The organism is Shinella sp. (assembly GCF_052438155.1).
GTDB lineage: Bacteria > Pseudomonadota > Alphaproteobacteria > Rhizobiales > Rhizobiaceae > Shinella.
The window spans coordinates 128,944-143,864 of sequence record NZ_JBQVPI010000004.1 but is presented as its reverse complement, the minus strand read 5'-3'; the positions used below and the strand labels follow the sequence as shown (position 1 = coordinate 143,864).

15 protein-coding genes are annotated in these 14,921 nt (G+C 63.2%); 2 read left to right on the top strand and 13 right to left on the bottom strand.

What is annotated here, in order from left to right; genetic code table 11:
• Window positions 1–272 precede the first annotated feature (272 nt).
• The 6 genes from ACT6VE_RS09610 to ACT6VE_RS09585 all read right to left on the bottom strand — a co-directional run bounded on the left by ACT6VE_RS09610 (window position 273) and on the right by ACT6VE_RS09585 (window position 5,629).
• A complete protein-coding gene (locus tag ACT6VE_RS09610; protein ID WP_444798388.1) occupies window positions 273–995 on the bottom strand; it encodes an aspartate/glutamate racemase family protein in 723 nt (240 codons plus the stop codon).
• A 1-nt stretch (window position 996) separates the two neighbouring features.
• Window positions 997–1,719, bottom strand: a complete 723-nt coding sequence (locus ACT6VE_RS09605; RefSeq protein ID WP_444798387.1) for an ABC transporter ATP-binding protein — start codon at window positions 1,717–1,719, stop codon at window positions 997–999.
• Window positions 1,720–1,722: 3 nt separating this feature from the next.
• A complete protein-coding gene (locus ACT6VE_RS09600; protein WP_444798386.1) occupies window positions 1,723–2,505 on the bottom strand; it encodes an ABC transporter ATP-binding protein in 783 nt (260 codons plus the stop codon).
• Window positions 2,502–3,473, bottom strand: coding sequence for a branched-chain amino acid ABC transporter permease (locus ACT6VE_RS09595; RefSeq protein WP_444798385.1), 972 nt, complete (start codon window positions 3,471–3,473; stop codon window positions 2,502–2,504). Before ACT6VE_RS09595 ends, ACT6VE_RS09600 begins: the two co-directional genes overlap by 4 nt.
• A gap of 4 nt (window positions 3,474–3,477) precedes the next feature.
• Window positions 3,478–4,347 (bottom strand): branched-chain amino acid ABC transporter permease, encoded by an 870-nt coding sequence (locus ACT6VE_RS09590; protein ID WP_444798384.1) that lies wholly within the window; start codon window positions 4,345–4,347, stop codon window positions 3,478–3,480.
• A 94-nt stretch (window positions 4,348–4,441) separates the two neighbouring features.
• The gene (locus tag ACT6VE_RS09585; RefSeq protein WP_069062910.1) at window positions 4,442–5,629 is read right to left on the bottom strand and encodes an ABC transporter substrate-binding protein; all 1,188 of its coding nucleotides are present in this window, start codon (window positions 5,627–5,629) and stop codon (window positions 4,442–4,444) included.
• Between the two features lie 231 nt (window positions 5,630–5,860).
• On the opposite strand from ACT6VE_RS09585, the gene ACT6VE_RS09580 reads away from it, so the two are divergent.
• The gene (locus tag ACT6VE_RS09580; protein WP_444798383.1) at window positions 5,861–6,556 is read left to right on the top strand and encodes a GntR family transcriptional regulator; all 696 of its coding nucleotides are present in this window, start codon (window positions 5,861–5,863) and stop codon (window positions 6,554–6,556) included.
• A gap of 22 nt (window positions 6,557–6,578) precedes the next feature.
• Here ACT6VE_RS09580 and nadE read toward each other — a convergent pair whose 3' ends face one another.
• The 6 genes from nadE to ACT6VE_RS09550 all read right to left on the bottom strand — a co-directional run bounded on the left by nadE (window position 6,579) and on the right by ACT6VE_RS09550 (window position 13,405).
• Window positions 6,579–7,568, bottom strand: coding sequence for an NAD(+) synthase (gene nadE / locus ACT6VE_RS09575; protein WP_444798382.1), 990 nt, complete (start codon window positions 7,566–7,568; stop codon window positions 6,579–6,581).
• Window positions 7,565–9,085: a class I adenylate-forming enzyme family protein gene (locus tag ACT6VE_RS09570; RefSeq protein ID WP_444798381.1), complete on the bottom strand. Its 1,521-nt coding sequence runs from the start codon at window positions 9,083–9,085 to the stop codon at window positions 7,565–7,567. The genes nadE and ACT6VE_RS09570 overlap by 4 nt, the downstream gene beginning before the upstream one ends.
• A 14-nt stretch (window positions 9,086–9,099) precedes the next feature.
• On the bottom strand, window positions 9,100–9,354 hold the full coding sequence (locus tag ACT6VE_RS09565; protein ID WP_069062915.1) for an acyl carrier protein: 255 nt from the start codon (window positions 9,352–9,354) through the stop codon (window positions 9,100–9,102).
• Complete coding sequence (gene asnB / locus ACT6VE_RS09560) at window positions 9,351–11,312, bottom strand: asparagine synthase (glutamine-hydrolyzing) (RefSeq protein WP_444798380.1); 1,962 nt, start codon at window positions 11,310–11,312, stop codon at window positions 9,351–9,353. The genes ACT6VE_RS09565 and asnB overlap by 4 nt, the downstream gene beginning before the upstream one ends.
• A gap of 7 nt (window positions 11,313–11,319) precedes the next feature.
• The gene (locus ACT6VE_RS09555; RefSeq protein WP_444798379.1) at window positions 11,320–12,426 is read right to left on the bottom strand and encodes a hypothetical protein; all 1,107 of its coding nucleotides are present in this window, start codon (window positions 12,424–12,426) and stop codon (window positions 11,320–11,322) included.
• Window positions 12,427–12,619: 193 nt separating this feature from the next.
• Window positions 12,620–13,405 carry a MauE/DoxX family redox-associated membrane protein gene (locus tag ACT6VE_RS09550; RefSeq protein ID WP_444798378.1) on the bottom strand — a complete coding sequence of 262 codons (786 nt, stop codon included), beginning with the start codon at window positions 13,403–13,405 and terminating at the stop codon, window positions 12,620–12,622.
• Window positions 13,406–13,456: 51 nt separating this feature from the next.
• Here ACT6VE_RS09550 and ACT6VE_RS09545 point away from each other — a divergent pair, with 51 nt between their 5' ends.
• Window positions 13,457–13,861: a MerR family transcriptional regulator gene (locus ACT6VE_RS09545; RefSeq protein WP_444798377.1), complete on the top strand. Its 405-nt coding sequence runs from the start codon at window positions 13,457–13,459 to the stop codon at window positions 13,859–13,861.
• 30 nt (window positions 13,862–13,891) lie between these two features.
• Here the strand turns inward: ACT6VE_RS09545 and ACT6VE_RS09540 are convergent.
• Window positions 13,892–14,921: DUF2793 domain-containing protein (locus ACT6VE_RS09540; RefSeq protein ID WP_444798376.1), on the bottom strand; the 1,030-nt coding region annotated here is incomplete at its 5' end.

Here is a 14,921-nt window from a genome sequence, read left to right as displayed (position 1 = left end):
TCTGTGTCGCGGGCTATAGGTCGTCCCAGACTCTGCCTCAGTGGGACAGCACGCCCCCAAACGTGTTCCAAACAGAATCGGTGACACGCGCCGAATCGACAAATCCAGATGCGAAACGCGCGCAGCGGATTGTGATCGGCCCGCCTGTCATGCTGTCGATGGAAGCCAGGTGTCGCGGCAATTGGGGCGTGTTGTGGCCAGTGGCCGCCGAAGAGGCGCGACCAGACGCCCGCGGGCGCTGGTCGCTTGCCTTGTCGTTTCGGGGCGGATCCTTAATCCGCGGAGCGGAAGGCACCGTCGATTTTGCTGGCCGGTGGCGGCGCATAGCCGCCGAGGCGGGAGGTGCGGATGCTGAGGCCGGCCATGGCTTCGGCCAGCTTCACCGCACAGGAAACACCGTCGAGCACGGGCAGGCCGTGTTCTGCGGAAAGGTCGGCGGCGAGGCTCGCCATGCCGGCGCAACCGAGCACGATCGCCTCCGCCCGGTCCTCCGTAACGGCAAGGCCGATCTCGGCGCTGATCTTCTGGCGGGCGTTAGAGCCCGGTTGTTCCAGTTCCAGCACCGCCACTTCCGAGGAACGCACGCGGGCGCAGCGGGTGTCGAGGCCGTACCGGGAGAGGTTATGCTCCAGCGCCGGAACCGAGCGAGCAAGCGTGGTCACCACGGAAAACTTGTTCGAGATCATCGAGGCGAAGTGATAGGCGGCCTCGCCGATGCCGATCACCGGCTTGTCGGTGAGGCAGCGGGCGGCGTCGAGGCCGGTATCGTCGAAACAGGCGATGACGACGGCGTCGCAATCCGGGTTGCTGCGGATGGTGTCGAGCAGTCCGGCGAGGCTCATCGCCTCGTCGAAGTAGCCTTCTATGGAGACCGGCCCGTGCACGGGGTTGATGGCCGTGATTTCGGTTCCGCGAGAGGCGGCGGCGCGCGCCGCCTTGCCGATGTGTTCCGTCATCGATGCGGTGGTGTTGGGGTTGATGACGAGGATTTTCATGTCAGAGTTCGCCTCCGAGGTAGGCAGCTTTAATGCGGTCGTCGTTCATCAGGTCTTTTGAGTTACCTGACAGCGCGATCGACCCGGTGGAAAGCGCGTAAGCGCGGTTGGAGATGGAGAGCGCCATGCGGCTGTTCTGCTCAACGAGGAGGATTGAAACCTTCTCGTCGCGGCTGATGGCGACGATGGCGCGGGCAATGTCCTGCACCAGTTTTGGCGCGATGCCGAGAGACGGCTCGTCCAGAAGCAGAAGCTTCGGCCGGGCCATGAGGGCACGGCCGATCACCATCATCTGCTGTTCGCCACCGGACATGGTGTTTGCTTGCTGGTGATAGCGCTCGCGTAGGCGCGGAAAGCGCGTCAGCACGTTTTCCAGCGTCTTTTCGATTTCCGCCTTGTCGCCGCGTGTGAAGGCTCCCATCAGGAGATTGTCCTTCACCGACATCAGCGGGAAGGCGCGGCGCCCCTCCGGCACCATGGAGATACCCTTGCGCACGACGTCGTCGGCGGATGTGCCGTCGAGCCGCTGGCCCTCATAGTGGATCTGGCCGGACTTGATGGGCCGAAGCCCGGTGATCGCCCGCAGAATCGAGGACTTGCCCGCCCCGTTCGCGCCGATCAGCGCGACGGTTTCGCCTTCCGCCACATCGATCGAGACGCCCTTCAGCGCATAGATGTGATCGTAGTAGAGCTCGACATTTTCAACGCTCAATATTTTTGTCATGGCTTACATCCCGATCGCAGCATCTTCGGAGCCGAGATAGGCTTCGATGACCTTCTCGTTCTCGCGGATTTCCTGGGGTGTGCCCTCGGCGAGCTTCTGGCCGAAGTTGATGCACACGATGCGGTCGCTGATCTTCATCACCGCGGGCATGTCGTGTTCCACGAGCAACACGGTGACGCCGCGCTCGTCGCGAAGCCGGCGGACAAGGCCCACCATCTTCATCGTCTCGTCGTGGTTCATGCCGGCGAAGGGTTCGTCGAGCAGGATGACCTTGGGATCGGTGGCAAGGCCGATGGCCATGCCCAGCGCACGCAGATGTCCCTGCGGCAGGTTGGAGGCGAGGTCGTTGCGGATCGCCTGGAGCCCGAGGAAATCGACGATGTCATCGGCCGAGGCCGCAAATGCTGCCTCGTCCTCCCTGGCCTGCTTGCTGCCGAGGAAGAAGCCGAAGAGGCTCGCCTTGGAGCGCAGGTGATGGGAGACGATGATGTTTTCGCGCACCGTCATGGAGCGGAAGATCGTCGTTTCCTGGAAGGTCCGCACGACGCCCATGCGGGCCACCTTGTGTGGTGCGAGGCTGGAGATGCGCCCACCGTTGAAGAGCACTTCCCCGCTCGTTGCCGGCACGAAGGAGGAGATCAGCTTGAACAGCGTCGACTTGCCGGCGCCGTTCGGGCCGATCACCGAGAGGATCTCGCCCTGTTTGACATCGAAGGAGACGTCGTTCACCGCCGTCAGGCCGCCGTAGCGCTTGGTGATGTTCTTGATCTGCAGGATGGGGGTCATGCGCGGCCCTCCTTCTTGTCGAGAAGGCTCAGAACCCCGTTCGGCAGGACCAGCATGAGCAGGATCATGACGCCGGAGTAGATGAGGAGCTGATATTCCCGAGCGAACGACAGCAGGTCCCAGCCGAAATAGAGCAGGAATGTGCCGAGCATCGGGCCGAAGACGTAACCGAGGCCGCCGAGGAAGCAGTAGAGCATGAAGTTCACGCTGTCTGCGACCACGAAGGAGGACGGGTAGATCGACTGTGCGATGGCGGCGAACATGGCGCCCGCGATGCCGCCGAAGAACGAGGAAATCGCATAGGCGAGCAGCCGGAGATAGGCGGTATTGACGCCGATCGAGGCCGAAAGCTCCTCGTTCTGCTGGAGGCTGCGGCAGAGATGCCCGAGCCGCGAGTTCACGATGCGCCAGAGCACCAGGTACGTGATCACCATCAGCAGAACGGCCATGACGTAGAAGCCGAAGCGCGGATTGGCGAGCGACCCGAAGGCCGGGATGATCGTCAGGCCGAAGATCGACAATTCGCCCGGCAGCGGGATGGAGGTTATGCCCTTCGCCCCGTTGGTGATCGGCAAGGCAAGGGCGGTGAGGCGTGCCACCTCGGTCAATACCAGCGTCACCATGGCGAAATAGACGCCGCGGAGACGAAGGATCGGAAAGCCGATCAGCACGGAGACGAAGGCGCAGAACAGGCCCGCCAGCGGCAGCGTCAACCAGAAGGAGATGCCTGCCTGGGTGACAAGGATGGTCGAGACGTAGCCGCCGACCAGCGCATAGGCACCCTGGCCGATATTGATGCGGCCGATGTAGAAGGTGAGCCAGACGCCGGCAGCACCCACGGAGAGCAGCGCGACCGAGGTCAGGGTGTAGAAGAAGTCCCAGCGTCCGGTCGCGCTGATGAACAGCGGCACGAGCACGAAGACGGCGATCAGGAAGGCGGCAAAGCCGAGAAGTTTTTTCGTGTTCATGATCTCAACCCCACGGCTTGCCCATCAGCCCCTGCGGGCGGACGGCCAGGAACACCATCAACGAGGCGAAGATGACGAGGTAGGTAATGTCGCCATAGGCTGAAAGCACGGTGAGACCCACGCTCTCCATCATGCCGAGGATGAAGCCCCCGGCAATCGCGCCCGAAATCACACCCGCGCCGCCGATCATGATCATCAGGAAGGCCTTGACCGAGGTCGGGCCGCCCATGCCGAGATTGACGCCGGTGATGGTGACAAGCAGGCCCCCGACGAGGCCGGCGAGCATCGCGCCGAGCGCGAAGCCGATCATCGAGTAGCGGGAGACATTCACACCCATCAACTGGGCGGCCATCTTGTCCTGGGCGAGTGCGCGCATGGCGCGCCCCGTCTTGGAGTAGTTCATGAAGCCGATGAAGGCGACGATCAGCAGGATGGCGAGAACGCCGATCAGGATGCGGTCATAGGGCATGATGATCCGCATGTCCCAGTTGAACACGCCGTTGACGATCTTCGGCACGCCGCGCTGCTTTTCGCCGAAGGCAAGCAGGATGACGGCATCGAGGAAGAAGGCGACGCCCGCCGCAAGCAGCATGGTCGATTCATCGCGTTTCGAGCGGCGCACGACCGGCGCGAAGAGGAATTTTTCGATGGCCGCGCCCATGACCGCCAGGACCGCCGCCGAGGCGAAGAGACCGACGATGAAGGGCAGGCCGAGCTGGACGACGACCGTATAGGTGACGAAGCCGCCGAAGACATACATCTGCCCGTGAGCGAAGTTCAGCACGTTCATCAGCGAGAAGATCAGCGTCAGCCCGAGGGCGATCAACGCATATTGCGCGCCGAGGTAGAGACCGTTGGCGATTATCTGTTCCATCGTGAGCCTCCAATGGAAGGTTCAGGCAAAGAGGGACCCGGCCGGAACTGCACGCGCGGTCCGGATCCCGTTTCTTTGTAGAGTTAGGCTCTGATCAGTCGACCTGGCCGACGAACAGTGTCTCGAACTTGCCGCCCTTGTACTCGTTCACGACGAGCGGGACGGAGATCTGCCGCTTCTGGCCGAAGGACGTCATGCCGACATATTTCAGCTTGGCGTCGCCCTTCATGAAGGGGTTGGCGGCCTCAAACGTGTCCATCGTCTTCTTGAATTCATCGACATTGTCGATGGCGGCGGGGTTCGCCTTCAGCGTTTCGAGGATGTATTCGAGTGCATAGACCTTGGTGTTCGACTCGTCATTGTATTCGCCGAACATCTTCGTGTAGCGCGTGACGAATTCCGTCATCGTGTCGCTGGCAAGCTCCGGTGTGGACGCGCCACCGACGGAGATGAACCCGTCCGCGAGTTCGCCGGCACCTTCCTGCAGAACGCTCGCATCCTGCCCGGTTTCCGTCGAGATGAGGCCGGTATAGCCGAGTTCACGCGCCGAGCGGATGAGCTGCGGAGCACTGGCCGGCGAGACGCCGGAGAGCACGAGAAGGTCGGGCGAAGCCTGGATGACGGGCAGCAGCACCGGGGTGAAGTCGGTCGTGTCCACCTGGTAGGTCACGTTGCCGGAGACGACTTCCAGCCCAAGTGCCTCGGCGGCGGCAATGCCGGATTCACGCTGGCTCAGCGGGTCGGATTCGTTGGCGGCGACGAAGGCCACCTTCTTCACGCCCTTGGTCTCCTTCAGGTACTTGTAGATGGCCGGACCCGACTGATAGTTCGCAACCATGCCGAGGATCGCGTTCGATGCCGGCGCCGTGAAGAGTTCCTTGGGGAAGGCATAGGGGAAATACATGATGCCGTTCTGCTCGGCGACCGGGCGCACGGCGGCAGCACCGTCATCGACGTTCGGGCCGACGACGTAGTGCACGCCGTCCTGCGACATCTTCTCCATGCCGGCGATGGCCCGCTTGGGGTCCTTTTGGTCGTCGAAGGGTACGATCTCGATCGTGTAGGTCTTGTCGCCGATCTTGACGCCGCCCAGCTCGTTCAGCCAGGCCGCACGGGCTTCCATCGAACGCTGGTTCGAGACGCCCCAGGACGCAGCCGGGCCGGAGGTGACGCCGACGAAGCCGACTTTCAGAGTCGGGTTCTGTGCGTACGCCATAAGCGGCATGGACAGCACGGTGGCTGCGGCGAGGGCGGAAAATTTCAGGAATGTGCGCTTGTGCATGATGTTCTTCCTCTGGGCCATTGATCTATTTTCTATGGGCGAGCGGGTCGCGAGGGCGGCACGTTCGGCCTTGGCCAGGGCATTGAATGCATTGTTAACAATCTTGTCAATAGCTCGTGAACAAGGCATTGTGATTTTCGTCGACGAAATATGCGCTTGTTGGTCAACCAAATCAGACATATTTAGTGGCAGTGCAATAGAATGCGCATGTGAGGAGATGCGGTGGTTGATTTGAGCAGAGGTAACGTGGTGGAGGCGGACGAAGTCGACGAGAGCGACATCGTCGAGCGCATTTTCGATGCCGTCATCGAACAGAGATTGCCGCCGGGCACGAAACTTTCCGAGTCGGCCCTGTGCGACGCCTTCGGGGTTGGACGCATGCGCATCCGCCGCAGTCTGCTGCTGCTCGCCAGCCGCGAAGTCGTGGAACTGCACGCCAACCGTGGCGCCTTCGTCGCGTCACCGACGCCCGAGCAGGCCCGCGAGGTCTTCGAGGCGCGCCTGGCGCTCGAGCCGAACATCGCGCGCCTTGCCGTCCAGCGCGCCTCGGACGAGGACATAACGGCGCTGACCCGTCATCTGGAAATGGAATATGTGGCGCACAAGGAGCGCCACAGACACGACGCGATCCGCCTTTCCGGCCAGTTCCACACCCTGCTCGCGCAGGTCGCCGGCAACGCCATCCTTATCCGCACGATGAAGGAACTTGTCACACGCACCTCGCTGATCATCGGCCTTTTCGGCGCCGGCGTCAGCAACTGTCGCGACGACGACCATGCGGCGATCGTCGGGGCCTTTCACACGCGCGACGCAGAAAAGGCCGCCTGGATGATGACGCTGCACCTGCGGCACATTCAGGATCACCTCGAACTCGGCGCGAAGCCCACGGATTCCGTGGACCTCATGGAGCTTTTCCGTAAGCCGTGAAACGGCTTATCTCTCCGGTCGACTATGACCTCCCAGCCATGACGAGCGGCGGGCAATGCAGGTAACGGGCGACCTTGCGCTTGGCCGTGATATCGGCCCAGACCAATTCGACATCGCCATCCTTGAGCCCGGTCGCGGCCGCAATCGTTGCCGCCGGCAGCCCTTGTTCAAGCCCGTAGAGGCAGATGTCCATCTTGGCGTAGGGCAGGGCGAAGTAGAATTCTTCCTGCGTCTGCGGCAGTGAATAGGTGTCGGTGGTCGGCGGGCGGGAGAGGATCTCGGCCGGCACGCCGAGATGGGCGGCGAGCTGGTAAACCTGTGACTTGTAGAGATGGGCGATCGGCTTGATGTCGGCGGCACCATCGCCGTTCTTCACGAAGAAGCCCTGGTCGTATTCCAGCCGGTTCGGCGTGCCGATGACGGCAAAGTTCAGCCGGTCGGCGTGGTAATATTCAAGCTGCTTGCGGGTGCGCTGCTTCATGTTCGTTGCCGCGACGATGCCGAGATAGGCGTTCGCGGACAGCCGCACCTTGCGCATCTCGCCGTCCGGGGTGCGCACGACGAGCGAGGAGATGTTGTATCCGCCGGTCGTCATCGGGTTGTCGAAGACGATTTTGGAGCCCCAGCCCGGGCCGAACTCCGGCACGGCCTCGCGGATGAAGGCGTCGCGGCGCTCATAGCAGCCCATGGCGGCGAGCGACGGGCCGATATCCTCGACGACGCTCTCGATGCCAAAGGTTTCGGCGACGCTTCGCCCGAGACGCAGGCTTTCCGGGTCGGAATCATTCTCCGGCATGAACAAGGCAAACACGTTTTTAGCACCGAGCGCCCGCACGGCGAGCGCCGCGCAGAGGCTGGAATCGATGCCGCCGGAAATGCCGAGGACCAGACCGCGCTTACGCAGGCCGGTGCGCAATTCCTCGCGCATCCAGCGAGTAATACGCTCTACTTCCGCGGCAGCGTCGAGCACGAGCGGGGCGAAGGCTGGCGTGTGGGTCTTCGGCGTGGTCATGCGGTTGATCCTATGGTGTTGGCGGGTGCGGCGGCGAGGCGACGGATGGCCTTGCCGGAATCGGTCTTGGGCAAAGCGTCCCGGAACTCGACGAGTTTCGGGACCATGTGGTCTTCGAGGTTTCGGGCACAGAAGCGCATGACATCCCGCTCGGTCAGCGCGGGGTCGGTGGCGACGACGACGGCTTTCACGACCTGCCCGAGCACATCATGCGGCACACCGACGACAAGCGCTTCCGCTATGCCCGGCATGCGGCAGAGCACGTCCTCGACGGCCTTCGGCGCAACCTTCTCGCCGCGCGATTTGATGATGTCGTCCATCCGGGCGACGAAGGTGAGATAGCCATCCGCATCCGATGTGAAGAGGTCGCCGGTGTGTAGCCGCAAGGCGCCGGTGCGCGGATCCGGCCGCAGCGTTTGACGCGTCGCAGCGTCGTTTTGCCAGTAGCCGCGCATGACATGCGGTCCGCTGACCACCAACTCGCCAACCTCCCCGGGGGGCAGCGGGTTGCCCGCCTCGTCGATGACTTCGGCACGGGTTCCCGGAATGGCGATGCCGACGGAACCGCGTCGGGTGTCGATCTCTTCCGGCGGCAGCCAACTGACGCGGGTGCATTCGGTCTGGCCGTACATGATGTAGAGGCGGGCCTGCGGCAGGAGGGTGCGCAATCCGTCGACATGGGCGAGCGGCAGCGGCGCGGCCGCGCTCGTCATGTAGCGCAGGCTGGCAAAATGGGACGGGTCGAGTTCCCGGGCCTGCAGCATCATCGCGGCCATGGTCGGCACCAGCGGGAAGCCGGTTACCCGCTCGTCGCGGATTTTCTCGAAGATTGATTGCGGGAAGGCGAACGACTTTTCGATGACCAGCGTCGCGCCGACGCGCATCGCGGTCACGAGTTGGGTGAGCCCGTAGCCGAAGGACAGGGGAAGCACGACGAGGATGACGTCGGAGGCGGTGTTTCCGAGATAGGTGGTGATCGACCGGGCGGCCGCGTCCATGTTCTCATGGGCAAGCATCACGCCCTTGGGCTCGCCCGTCGATCCCGACGTGTATATCAGCGCGGCGAGGTCCGTGTCCGGGTGTGTTTCGGGGCCGAGCGGATCCGCTTCAAGCCCGGCATCGAAACTGCCCCCATCGCCTGTGACGAGGCGCGGTATGTCTGCGAGTTCCGGCACTCCCTGGATAATGGGCTCCAACCGTCCTTCAACGATCAGCACTGCAGGACGGCAGTCCCGTGCAATCTGCGCGAGACGGGCAGCTTTGCTGGCAGGATTGACGGGGCAGATCGCTGCGCCGGCGATCCATGTGGCGAAAATCGTGACAGCCGCCTGCCAGCCATTGTCGAGCAGGATGAGGACGCGGTCGCCGGGACCGATGCCGTTCGCGCGGAGTGTCGCGGCCATGCGGGTGGAGAGATCGAGAAAACGTGCGTAGCTCAGCCGCGTCTCCCCCGCGACGACCGCCGTCCTGGCGCCATCGCGGGCTGCGCTGTCTTGAAGATACCGCTCGATCCGCATGATCGTTTCCGCCGTCAGGCTGCCTGCTTGCGGGCGATGAAGCCGGCAATCCGGTCGATCGTATCGAGGTTGGCCGGAACGATATCGGCGTCGGCCACCCGAATGGCAAAACGCTCTTCGAGGAAGCCGACGAGTTCGAGAATGCCCGTCGAATCGATCAGGTCATTGTCGATCAGCGACAGGTCTGCCGGCAGCGGATGGCTGTCGTCTCCGAAAAGAAAATTCTCCACCACGAAGGCGCGGATGGCGGTTCTGGTTTCGTCGGTCATTCTTGGTGTATCCCGATCCTCGGTGCGGTTTGTGATGATTGCGCAGCGTCCAGACCGCGCAGCAGTTCGGTCGACAGCACGCCGATAAAGGCCGCGTTGTCGCGAAATCCGGTGACGTGTCCCTTGAGGACTTTTTCCTTGAGTTTGCCCACTGCCGCAACATTGAACAGCCCGCTTTGCGCCAGACGCGCCGGCGACAGCACGGTGTCGAGATAGGCCGGCGCGTGTGGCGCGGCAAAAATTTCGCTGTCGGGCGCGCGATAGGGCTGTTTCGGGCGATCGATGATCTCGGCCGGCACGAGACCGCGGGCGGCTTGCTTGAGGATGTGCTTTTCCTTCAGGCCGAGCAGCTTCGTCTCAGGGGAGAGGCTTGCGGCAAAGCCGACAACGCGGTGATCGAGGAAAGGAAAACGCCCTTCCACGGCATTCGCCATCATCACCCGGTCGCCCTGGCTGGAGAGGATGTAGCCGGGCAGCAGGAAGGCCGTTTCGAGATATTGCGCCTGATGCAGCGGGTGCCAGCGGTCAAAATCGGCCGGCAGCTGGGCTGCTAGATCTGCCGCTGCATCGTAATCGCCGATCGCCTGCTTGAGGTCGGCGGAAAAGAAGAGTTTGGCGGCCGATGTCGAGCGGAAGCGCGGGCGGTGCGAATAGAGCGGATCGTCCAGCGCCTCGGACCCGAAGGAAAAGAAACGCGCGAGATAATCCGGTGACTGCTGCTTGAGGCCGGGCAGATAGGGGTAAAGCCGCTGGAAGAGGCGCGGGCGCCGGTTGGAGTCCGGCTGGCGGCCGCAGAAGCGCCGGACCCGCGCCTCACGGAACAGGTCATAGCCAGCGAAAATCTCGTCCGCGCCTTCGCCGGTCAGCACGACCTTCATGCCCTGATCGCGCACGCGCCCGGCGAGCAGGTGCAGCGGGACCGGCGCGGTACGCAGGATCGGGCGTTCGATATGGCGCATCACCTCCGGCAAACGCTCCACGATTGCCTCGGTGGAGCATTCGACGCTGTCTGAAGCGGTCCCGAGTGTCGCCGCCATTTGGCGCTGCCAGGTGCTTTCATCATGTTCTTCGCTTCGGAACGTCAGCGAAAATGTCCTGAGCCCCCGGGTGACGGTGCGGGCTGCAAGCGCCGAGATCAGCGAAGAGTCGAGGCCACCGGAGAGATAGGCGCCAACGGGGACGTCGGCGCGCAGACGGATGCGAGTTGCGTCCGTCAGGAGCGCACGCAGTTCTTCTGCCTGCGCCTCCGGCGGGCCGGACGGTGCTGCGTCGCCGCGGTCCGGGAAGGAGAGCTGCCACCAGGGGCGGATTGTCTTCTGGCCGTCTCGCAGGGTCATCATATGGCCGGGCGGAAGTTCGTGGATGCCGCGGAAGGCCGTGCGCGGCGGGATCGGGCACCAGAGCGTAAAGATCTGGTCGAGCGCCAGCGGGTCGATTTCGGCGGCGAAGCCGGGCAGGGCCAGCAGCGCCTTGATCTCCGAGGCGAAGAACAGCGCGCCCTCATACTCGGTGTAGAAGAGCGGACGCACCCCCATACGGTCGCGGGCGAGCACAAGCGTCCGCTGTCGCGCATCGTGGATGGCAAAGGCGAAATCGCCGTTGAAATCCTCAAGGCAGTCGAGGCCCTTCCGCTCGTAGGCGGCGAGCAGCACCTCGGTATCCGAGGTCGTGCGGAACCGGTGGCCACGGCTTTTCAGGTCGTCGCGCAGTTCGACATAGTTGAAGATTTCGCCGTTGAAGGAGACCGCGAGCGCATCGTCCTCAGTCGCCATCGGCTGGGCGCCGTCGGCTAGGCCGACGATGGAGAGGCGGGTATGGGCAAGGCCGGTATCGCCGTGGATGAGGATGCCTTCACCATCCGGGCCGCGATGCCGCAGCGCCGCGACCATAAGACGAAGGTACTCAGCCGCCCGGTCCGGCGCGATGTTTCCCCCATGGTAGCCCGCTATCCCACACATGATGAGCCTATCCGAACCGGTCGCCGATGAGGCGGGTCCAACCTTCGCCGGCAAGGCCGTTGAGGAAGGCATGCCCGTTCGTCATGGCGGCAAGGAGATCAGGGTTTCGGGAATGCACGACAGTCGAGGACGCGTGCAGGAAGGTGCATTTCTTGCCGATCATGGCATTCAGCAGGATCGGCTGCGTGCGGCCGCGCATGGCGACGAGTCCACGTTCATGGGCATTGCGCAACAGGCAGTCGATGACAACCGATTCCTGCCCGGGCGCGGCCAGGATCTGCACCGTGCGGCCGATGCCGCCGGGATTGCCGTAGTAGAGATAGAGGCCGATCGCCTTGCCGGACCGGGATTTGACGGCATGCTGGACGCGCTCGCCATGCAAGGCCTTGCGCTTGGCGTGTTGCAGCATCGCCGTCAGCGTCGGCTGGTCCCAGACAGGATGGAGGGGAAATTGCGTCACGAAGCTCTGGCAGAGGGCCGCAAACTCCTCGTCGTCGACCGGAACGTCTGCGAATGCGTCAGCCTTGCCGGCAAGTGGCGTATAGGAGATCCATGCTGATTTTCCGCGACGCCTGACCAGCGCGTCAGCCGCTTTCGCCACTGGCGAGAGCAACCTGAGAGCGGACATTCGTCCGGCCGCGGCTTCCAGCGCGAAGGCGGCCGGTCGCAGGACACGCAGCCATTCGAGGCTGTAGGGGCCAAGGACAGTGGCGCGCATGCTGCGCCACATGTCGGTCGAAACATCGTTCGACGTTTCGGTAAAGGAAAAATCCTGCGGCCCGGAGAGCACGTCGCGCAGCAGGCGCGCACCGGCAAAGGGGTCGCTCTCGCGATCGTCGCAGGCGAAGGTGCCGCAGTTTGCCGCCCGAACGGGGCGGCCTTCAAATTCCATCCGCACCGGCAGGACACCGAGAAAGCCGGAAACGCTGCCGTCATCGCGCATATGGACGCGCGAGCGTATGTCGGGGTCGCGATCGGTGAAATCCAGGAACAGCGCGCGCAGATAGGTTTTCAGGTCGTCGCCCGCCGGCTGCGCGCTTTTGCGCAGAAGCCGCTGGAAGAGATCCGCGACCGCATCGACATCCCCGACCTCAAATGAACGTACGCTCGGCATCGCGACCTACTCGGACCCTGTCCCCATTGCGGTTCTCCGGCGAACCACAGCCGCCCAGACTTGCTTACGCGACGACCATGAAAAAAAGGTCAAGAAATGGGTTTGCCGGGTGGAGCGCGTTTCGCGTTTTGATGGAAAACCGCAACGCTGCAGGCGGCGCGTAGCATTTTCGTGCCGAGCGCCGCCTGGTACGCTACATTGCGTGGGGTGCCGTGTATCCCAGCGCCGCCGCAGCCATCCAAACCGCCATGGCGATCATCATCAGGTTTTCCGTCAGCGAGATGAAGCCGAGGGGAACATTGCTCGATCCGCCCACGCAGGCGCATTTCAGCTCGCGCCGGTCGATATAGACCGCCTTGAACACCGAGACGGCCCCGATGGTGCCGATAAAGAGGGCGGTGGGGATCGACAGCCAGTTGAGGGCGCCGGCCACCATCAGCACCCCGGCCAGGCCCTCGGCATAGGGGTAGATGTAGCTGTAGGGCACCCAGCGTTTCGCGAGCAGGTCGTAGTTCAGGAACATGGTCGCGAAGCTCTCGACATTCTGCAGCTTCAGCATGGCAAGCACGACCATCGAGAAGGCGATGAACCACTCCGCCGCCTTCAGCGTGAAGGGCGTGCCGCTCACTGCAAAACTCGCCGCCATGGCGATCAACGCCGTCAGCGTGAAGAGCACGATCACCGGCCGATAGCTGGTCGCCTTCGGGTCGGCGACGGGTTTGCCGAGGAAACGGCGAAGATCGTCGTAGCCGCCAATACGTTCGCCATCGATAAAGACCTGCGGGGTGGTCGCCACCTCATGCTTGGCCTTGAAGGCGTCGGTCTCTTCGCGCGTCGTCAGGTGACGGTCGTCGACCACATAGCCCGAGCGGTGCAGAAGATCCTTCGCCTTGAGGCCATAGGGGCAGGTGTGGCCTGGCATCACCATGCGGTAGAGGATGGCCTTGCGGTCTGCATCCGGATTGGTCCTGTCCAACATCTCACGTCTCCTGTCTTGTGAAATCATTGGCAGGACTATAAGTTCCGTACCATGGTACGGAGTCAACACCCTCAAGACCTCACGATCGGAAAACTTGCGGCGGCCGCCAATGTCGGCGTCGAGACGGTGCGGTTTTACCAGCGTCGCGGCCTGCTTTCGACGCCGAAGCGGCCGGACGGTATCCGTCATTACGGCGAGGCGGATGTCAGTCGTCTCCGCTTCATCCGGCAAGCCCAGACGGCCGGTTTCACGCTGGAAGAAATCCGGCAGCTGCTGACGCTCGATTCCGGTGAAGACCGCGCCGCCGTGCGCGACATGGCGAACAAGCGCCTTGCCGAGCTGGATGCCCGGATGAAAGAGCTTGAGAGGGCCCGGGCTTCGCTCCAAACGCTTGTTTCGGAATGTGCGGTCGGCAAGACCGGGCCGTGTCCGATCTTGAAGTCCTTTGCTTCGTAGAGGATGGAAGCTCGCGCGCGGGGCGGAACGTCAAACCCCCGCGATGCTCATCCAGGCCGTGCCATTCCAGAATTGCAGCTGGTGCAGGGTCATGTTGTAGACGACCAGTCCTTCCGCAGGTGAGGCGATCGCGTTGCGTTGCGTCGTCGTCATGCGGGGCGGGAGGAAGCCACGGGTCGTGCTGGTCATGTCGACCAATGCGGATGCGTTCGGTGCGGTGATGCCGATACCGATCTGGCCAGTCGTCGCGATGCGGAAGGATTCGACCGTATCATTGACCTTGAAGACCAGCGGATGGTTGCTCTTCGACGCCAGCATCACATTGTTCGTGAAGGTGCCCATCACGAAGCGGACGTTGTTCGTCGTGTCCTGCCCTCGGAAATAGGCGGCACCCGCACCGGCCACGCCGATCGTCTTGTCGTAGTTGAGAAGGCTGTCGGTCGCGCCGGGCTGGCCGACGGTCAGGAGGTAGCGGATGTCCGTCGCGTTGACACCGAAAAAACCATCGGACGCCTTCAGGTATAGCGGGGTTTTCCAGGCGCTGCCGTCGGCGGAGACCTTTACCGAGAAATCGTCATTGCCGGCGAGGCCCATTTCCGCCCGGCCGGACCAGTTGGTCTGGAACAACAGGGAGGCCGTGTTTGCGGCTGCCGCCTTGTTGACCTTGATCTGGTGACCCGCACCGGCATGGGTAAACAGGCTTGCGGCTGCGGCAACGGCAAGGCGGTTGACGGTGTCGGCATCCGTTTCGATGCCGAGCAGGGTGAGTCGCTCCGGTGGCGGCGCTGCCTTGATCCAGTTGCTGTCGTGGAAGACATAGATGGCCTCGCCGGTGGCGTCCCACAGCGTCCAGCCCGGTTGCGGTGGAAAAAACTCCCAGACGCCATCCCGAAAGGCAGCGATCTTGTTGGTATTGGAGGCGAAAACGCCGGTCGGCGCGCTGCCGACCACATGGCGCTCGCCGTCCACCGGCGCACCGGGTGGCGTATTGCTGCCAACCCCATTCACGCGAATGTGGAGCACCGCATCGAGGATGCTCAGGGCCTCGTTGTGGGTGACG

Coding starts and splice junctions, on each gene's coding strand:
- ACT6VE_RS09570 (WP_444798381.1), bottom strand. CDS start 9,085: ATGCGGATCGAGCGGTATCTTCAAGACAGCGCAGCCCGCGATGGCGCC.
- ACT6VE_RS09545 (WP_444798377.1), top strand. CDS start 13,457: ATGGTACGGAGTCAACACCCTCAAGACCTCACGATCGGAAAACTTGCG.
- nadE (WP_444798382.1), bottom strand. CDS start 7,568: ATGACCACGCCGAAGACCCACACGCCAGCCTTCGCCCCGCTCGTGCTC.
- ACT6VE_RS09585 (WP_069062910.1), bottom strand. CDS start 5,629: ATGCACAAGCGCACATTCCTGAAATTTTCCGCCCTCGCCGCAGCCACC.
- ACT6VE_RS09610 (WP_444798388.1), bottom strand. CDS start 995: ATGAAAATCCTCGTCATCAACCCCAACACCACCGCATCGATGACGGAA.
- asnB (WP_444798380.1), bottom strand. CDS start 11,312: ATGTGTGGGATAGCGGGCTACCATGGGGGAAACATCGCGCCGGACCGG.
- ACT6VE_RS09555 (WP_444798379.1), bottom strand. CDS start 12,426: ATGCCGAGCGTACGTTCATTTGAGGTCGGGGATGTCGATGCGGTCGCG.
- ACT6VE_RS09600 (WP_444798386.1), bottom strand. CDS start 2,505: ATGACCCCCATCCTGCAGATCAAGAACATCACCAAGCGCTACGGCGGC.
- ACT6VE_RS09590 (WP_444798384.1), bottom strand. CDS start 4,347: ATGGAACAGATAATCGCCAACGGTCTCTACCTCGGCGCGCAATATGCG.
- ACT6VE_RS09595 (WP_444798385.1), bottom strand. CDS start 3,473: ATGAACACGAAAAAACTTCTCGGCTTTGCCGCCTTCCTGATCGCCGTC.
- ACT6VE_RS09550 (WP_444798378.1), bottom strand. CDS start 13,405: ATGTTGGACAGGACCAATCCGGATGCAGACCGCAAGGCCATCCTCTAC.
- ACT6VE_RS09565 (WP_069062915.1), bottom strand. CDS start 9,354: ATGACCGACGAAACCAGAACCGCCATCCGCGCCTTCGTGGTGGAGAAT.
- ACT6VE_RS09605 (WP_444798387.1), bottom strand. CDS start 1,719: ATGACAAAAATATTGAGCGTTGAAAATGTCGAGCTCTACTACGATCAC.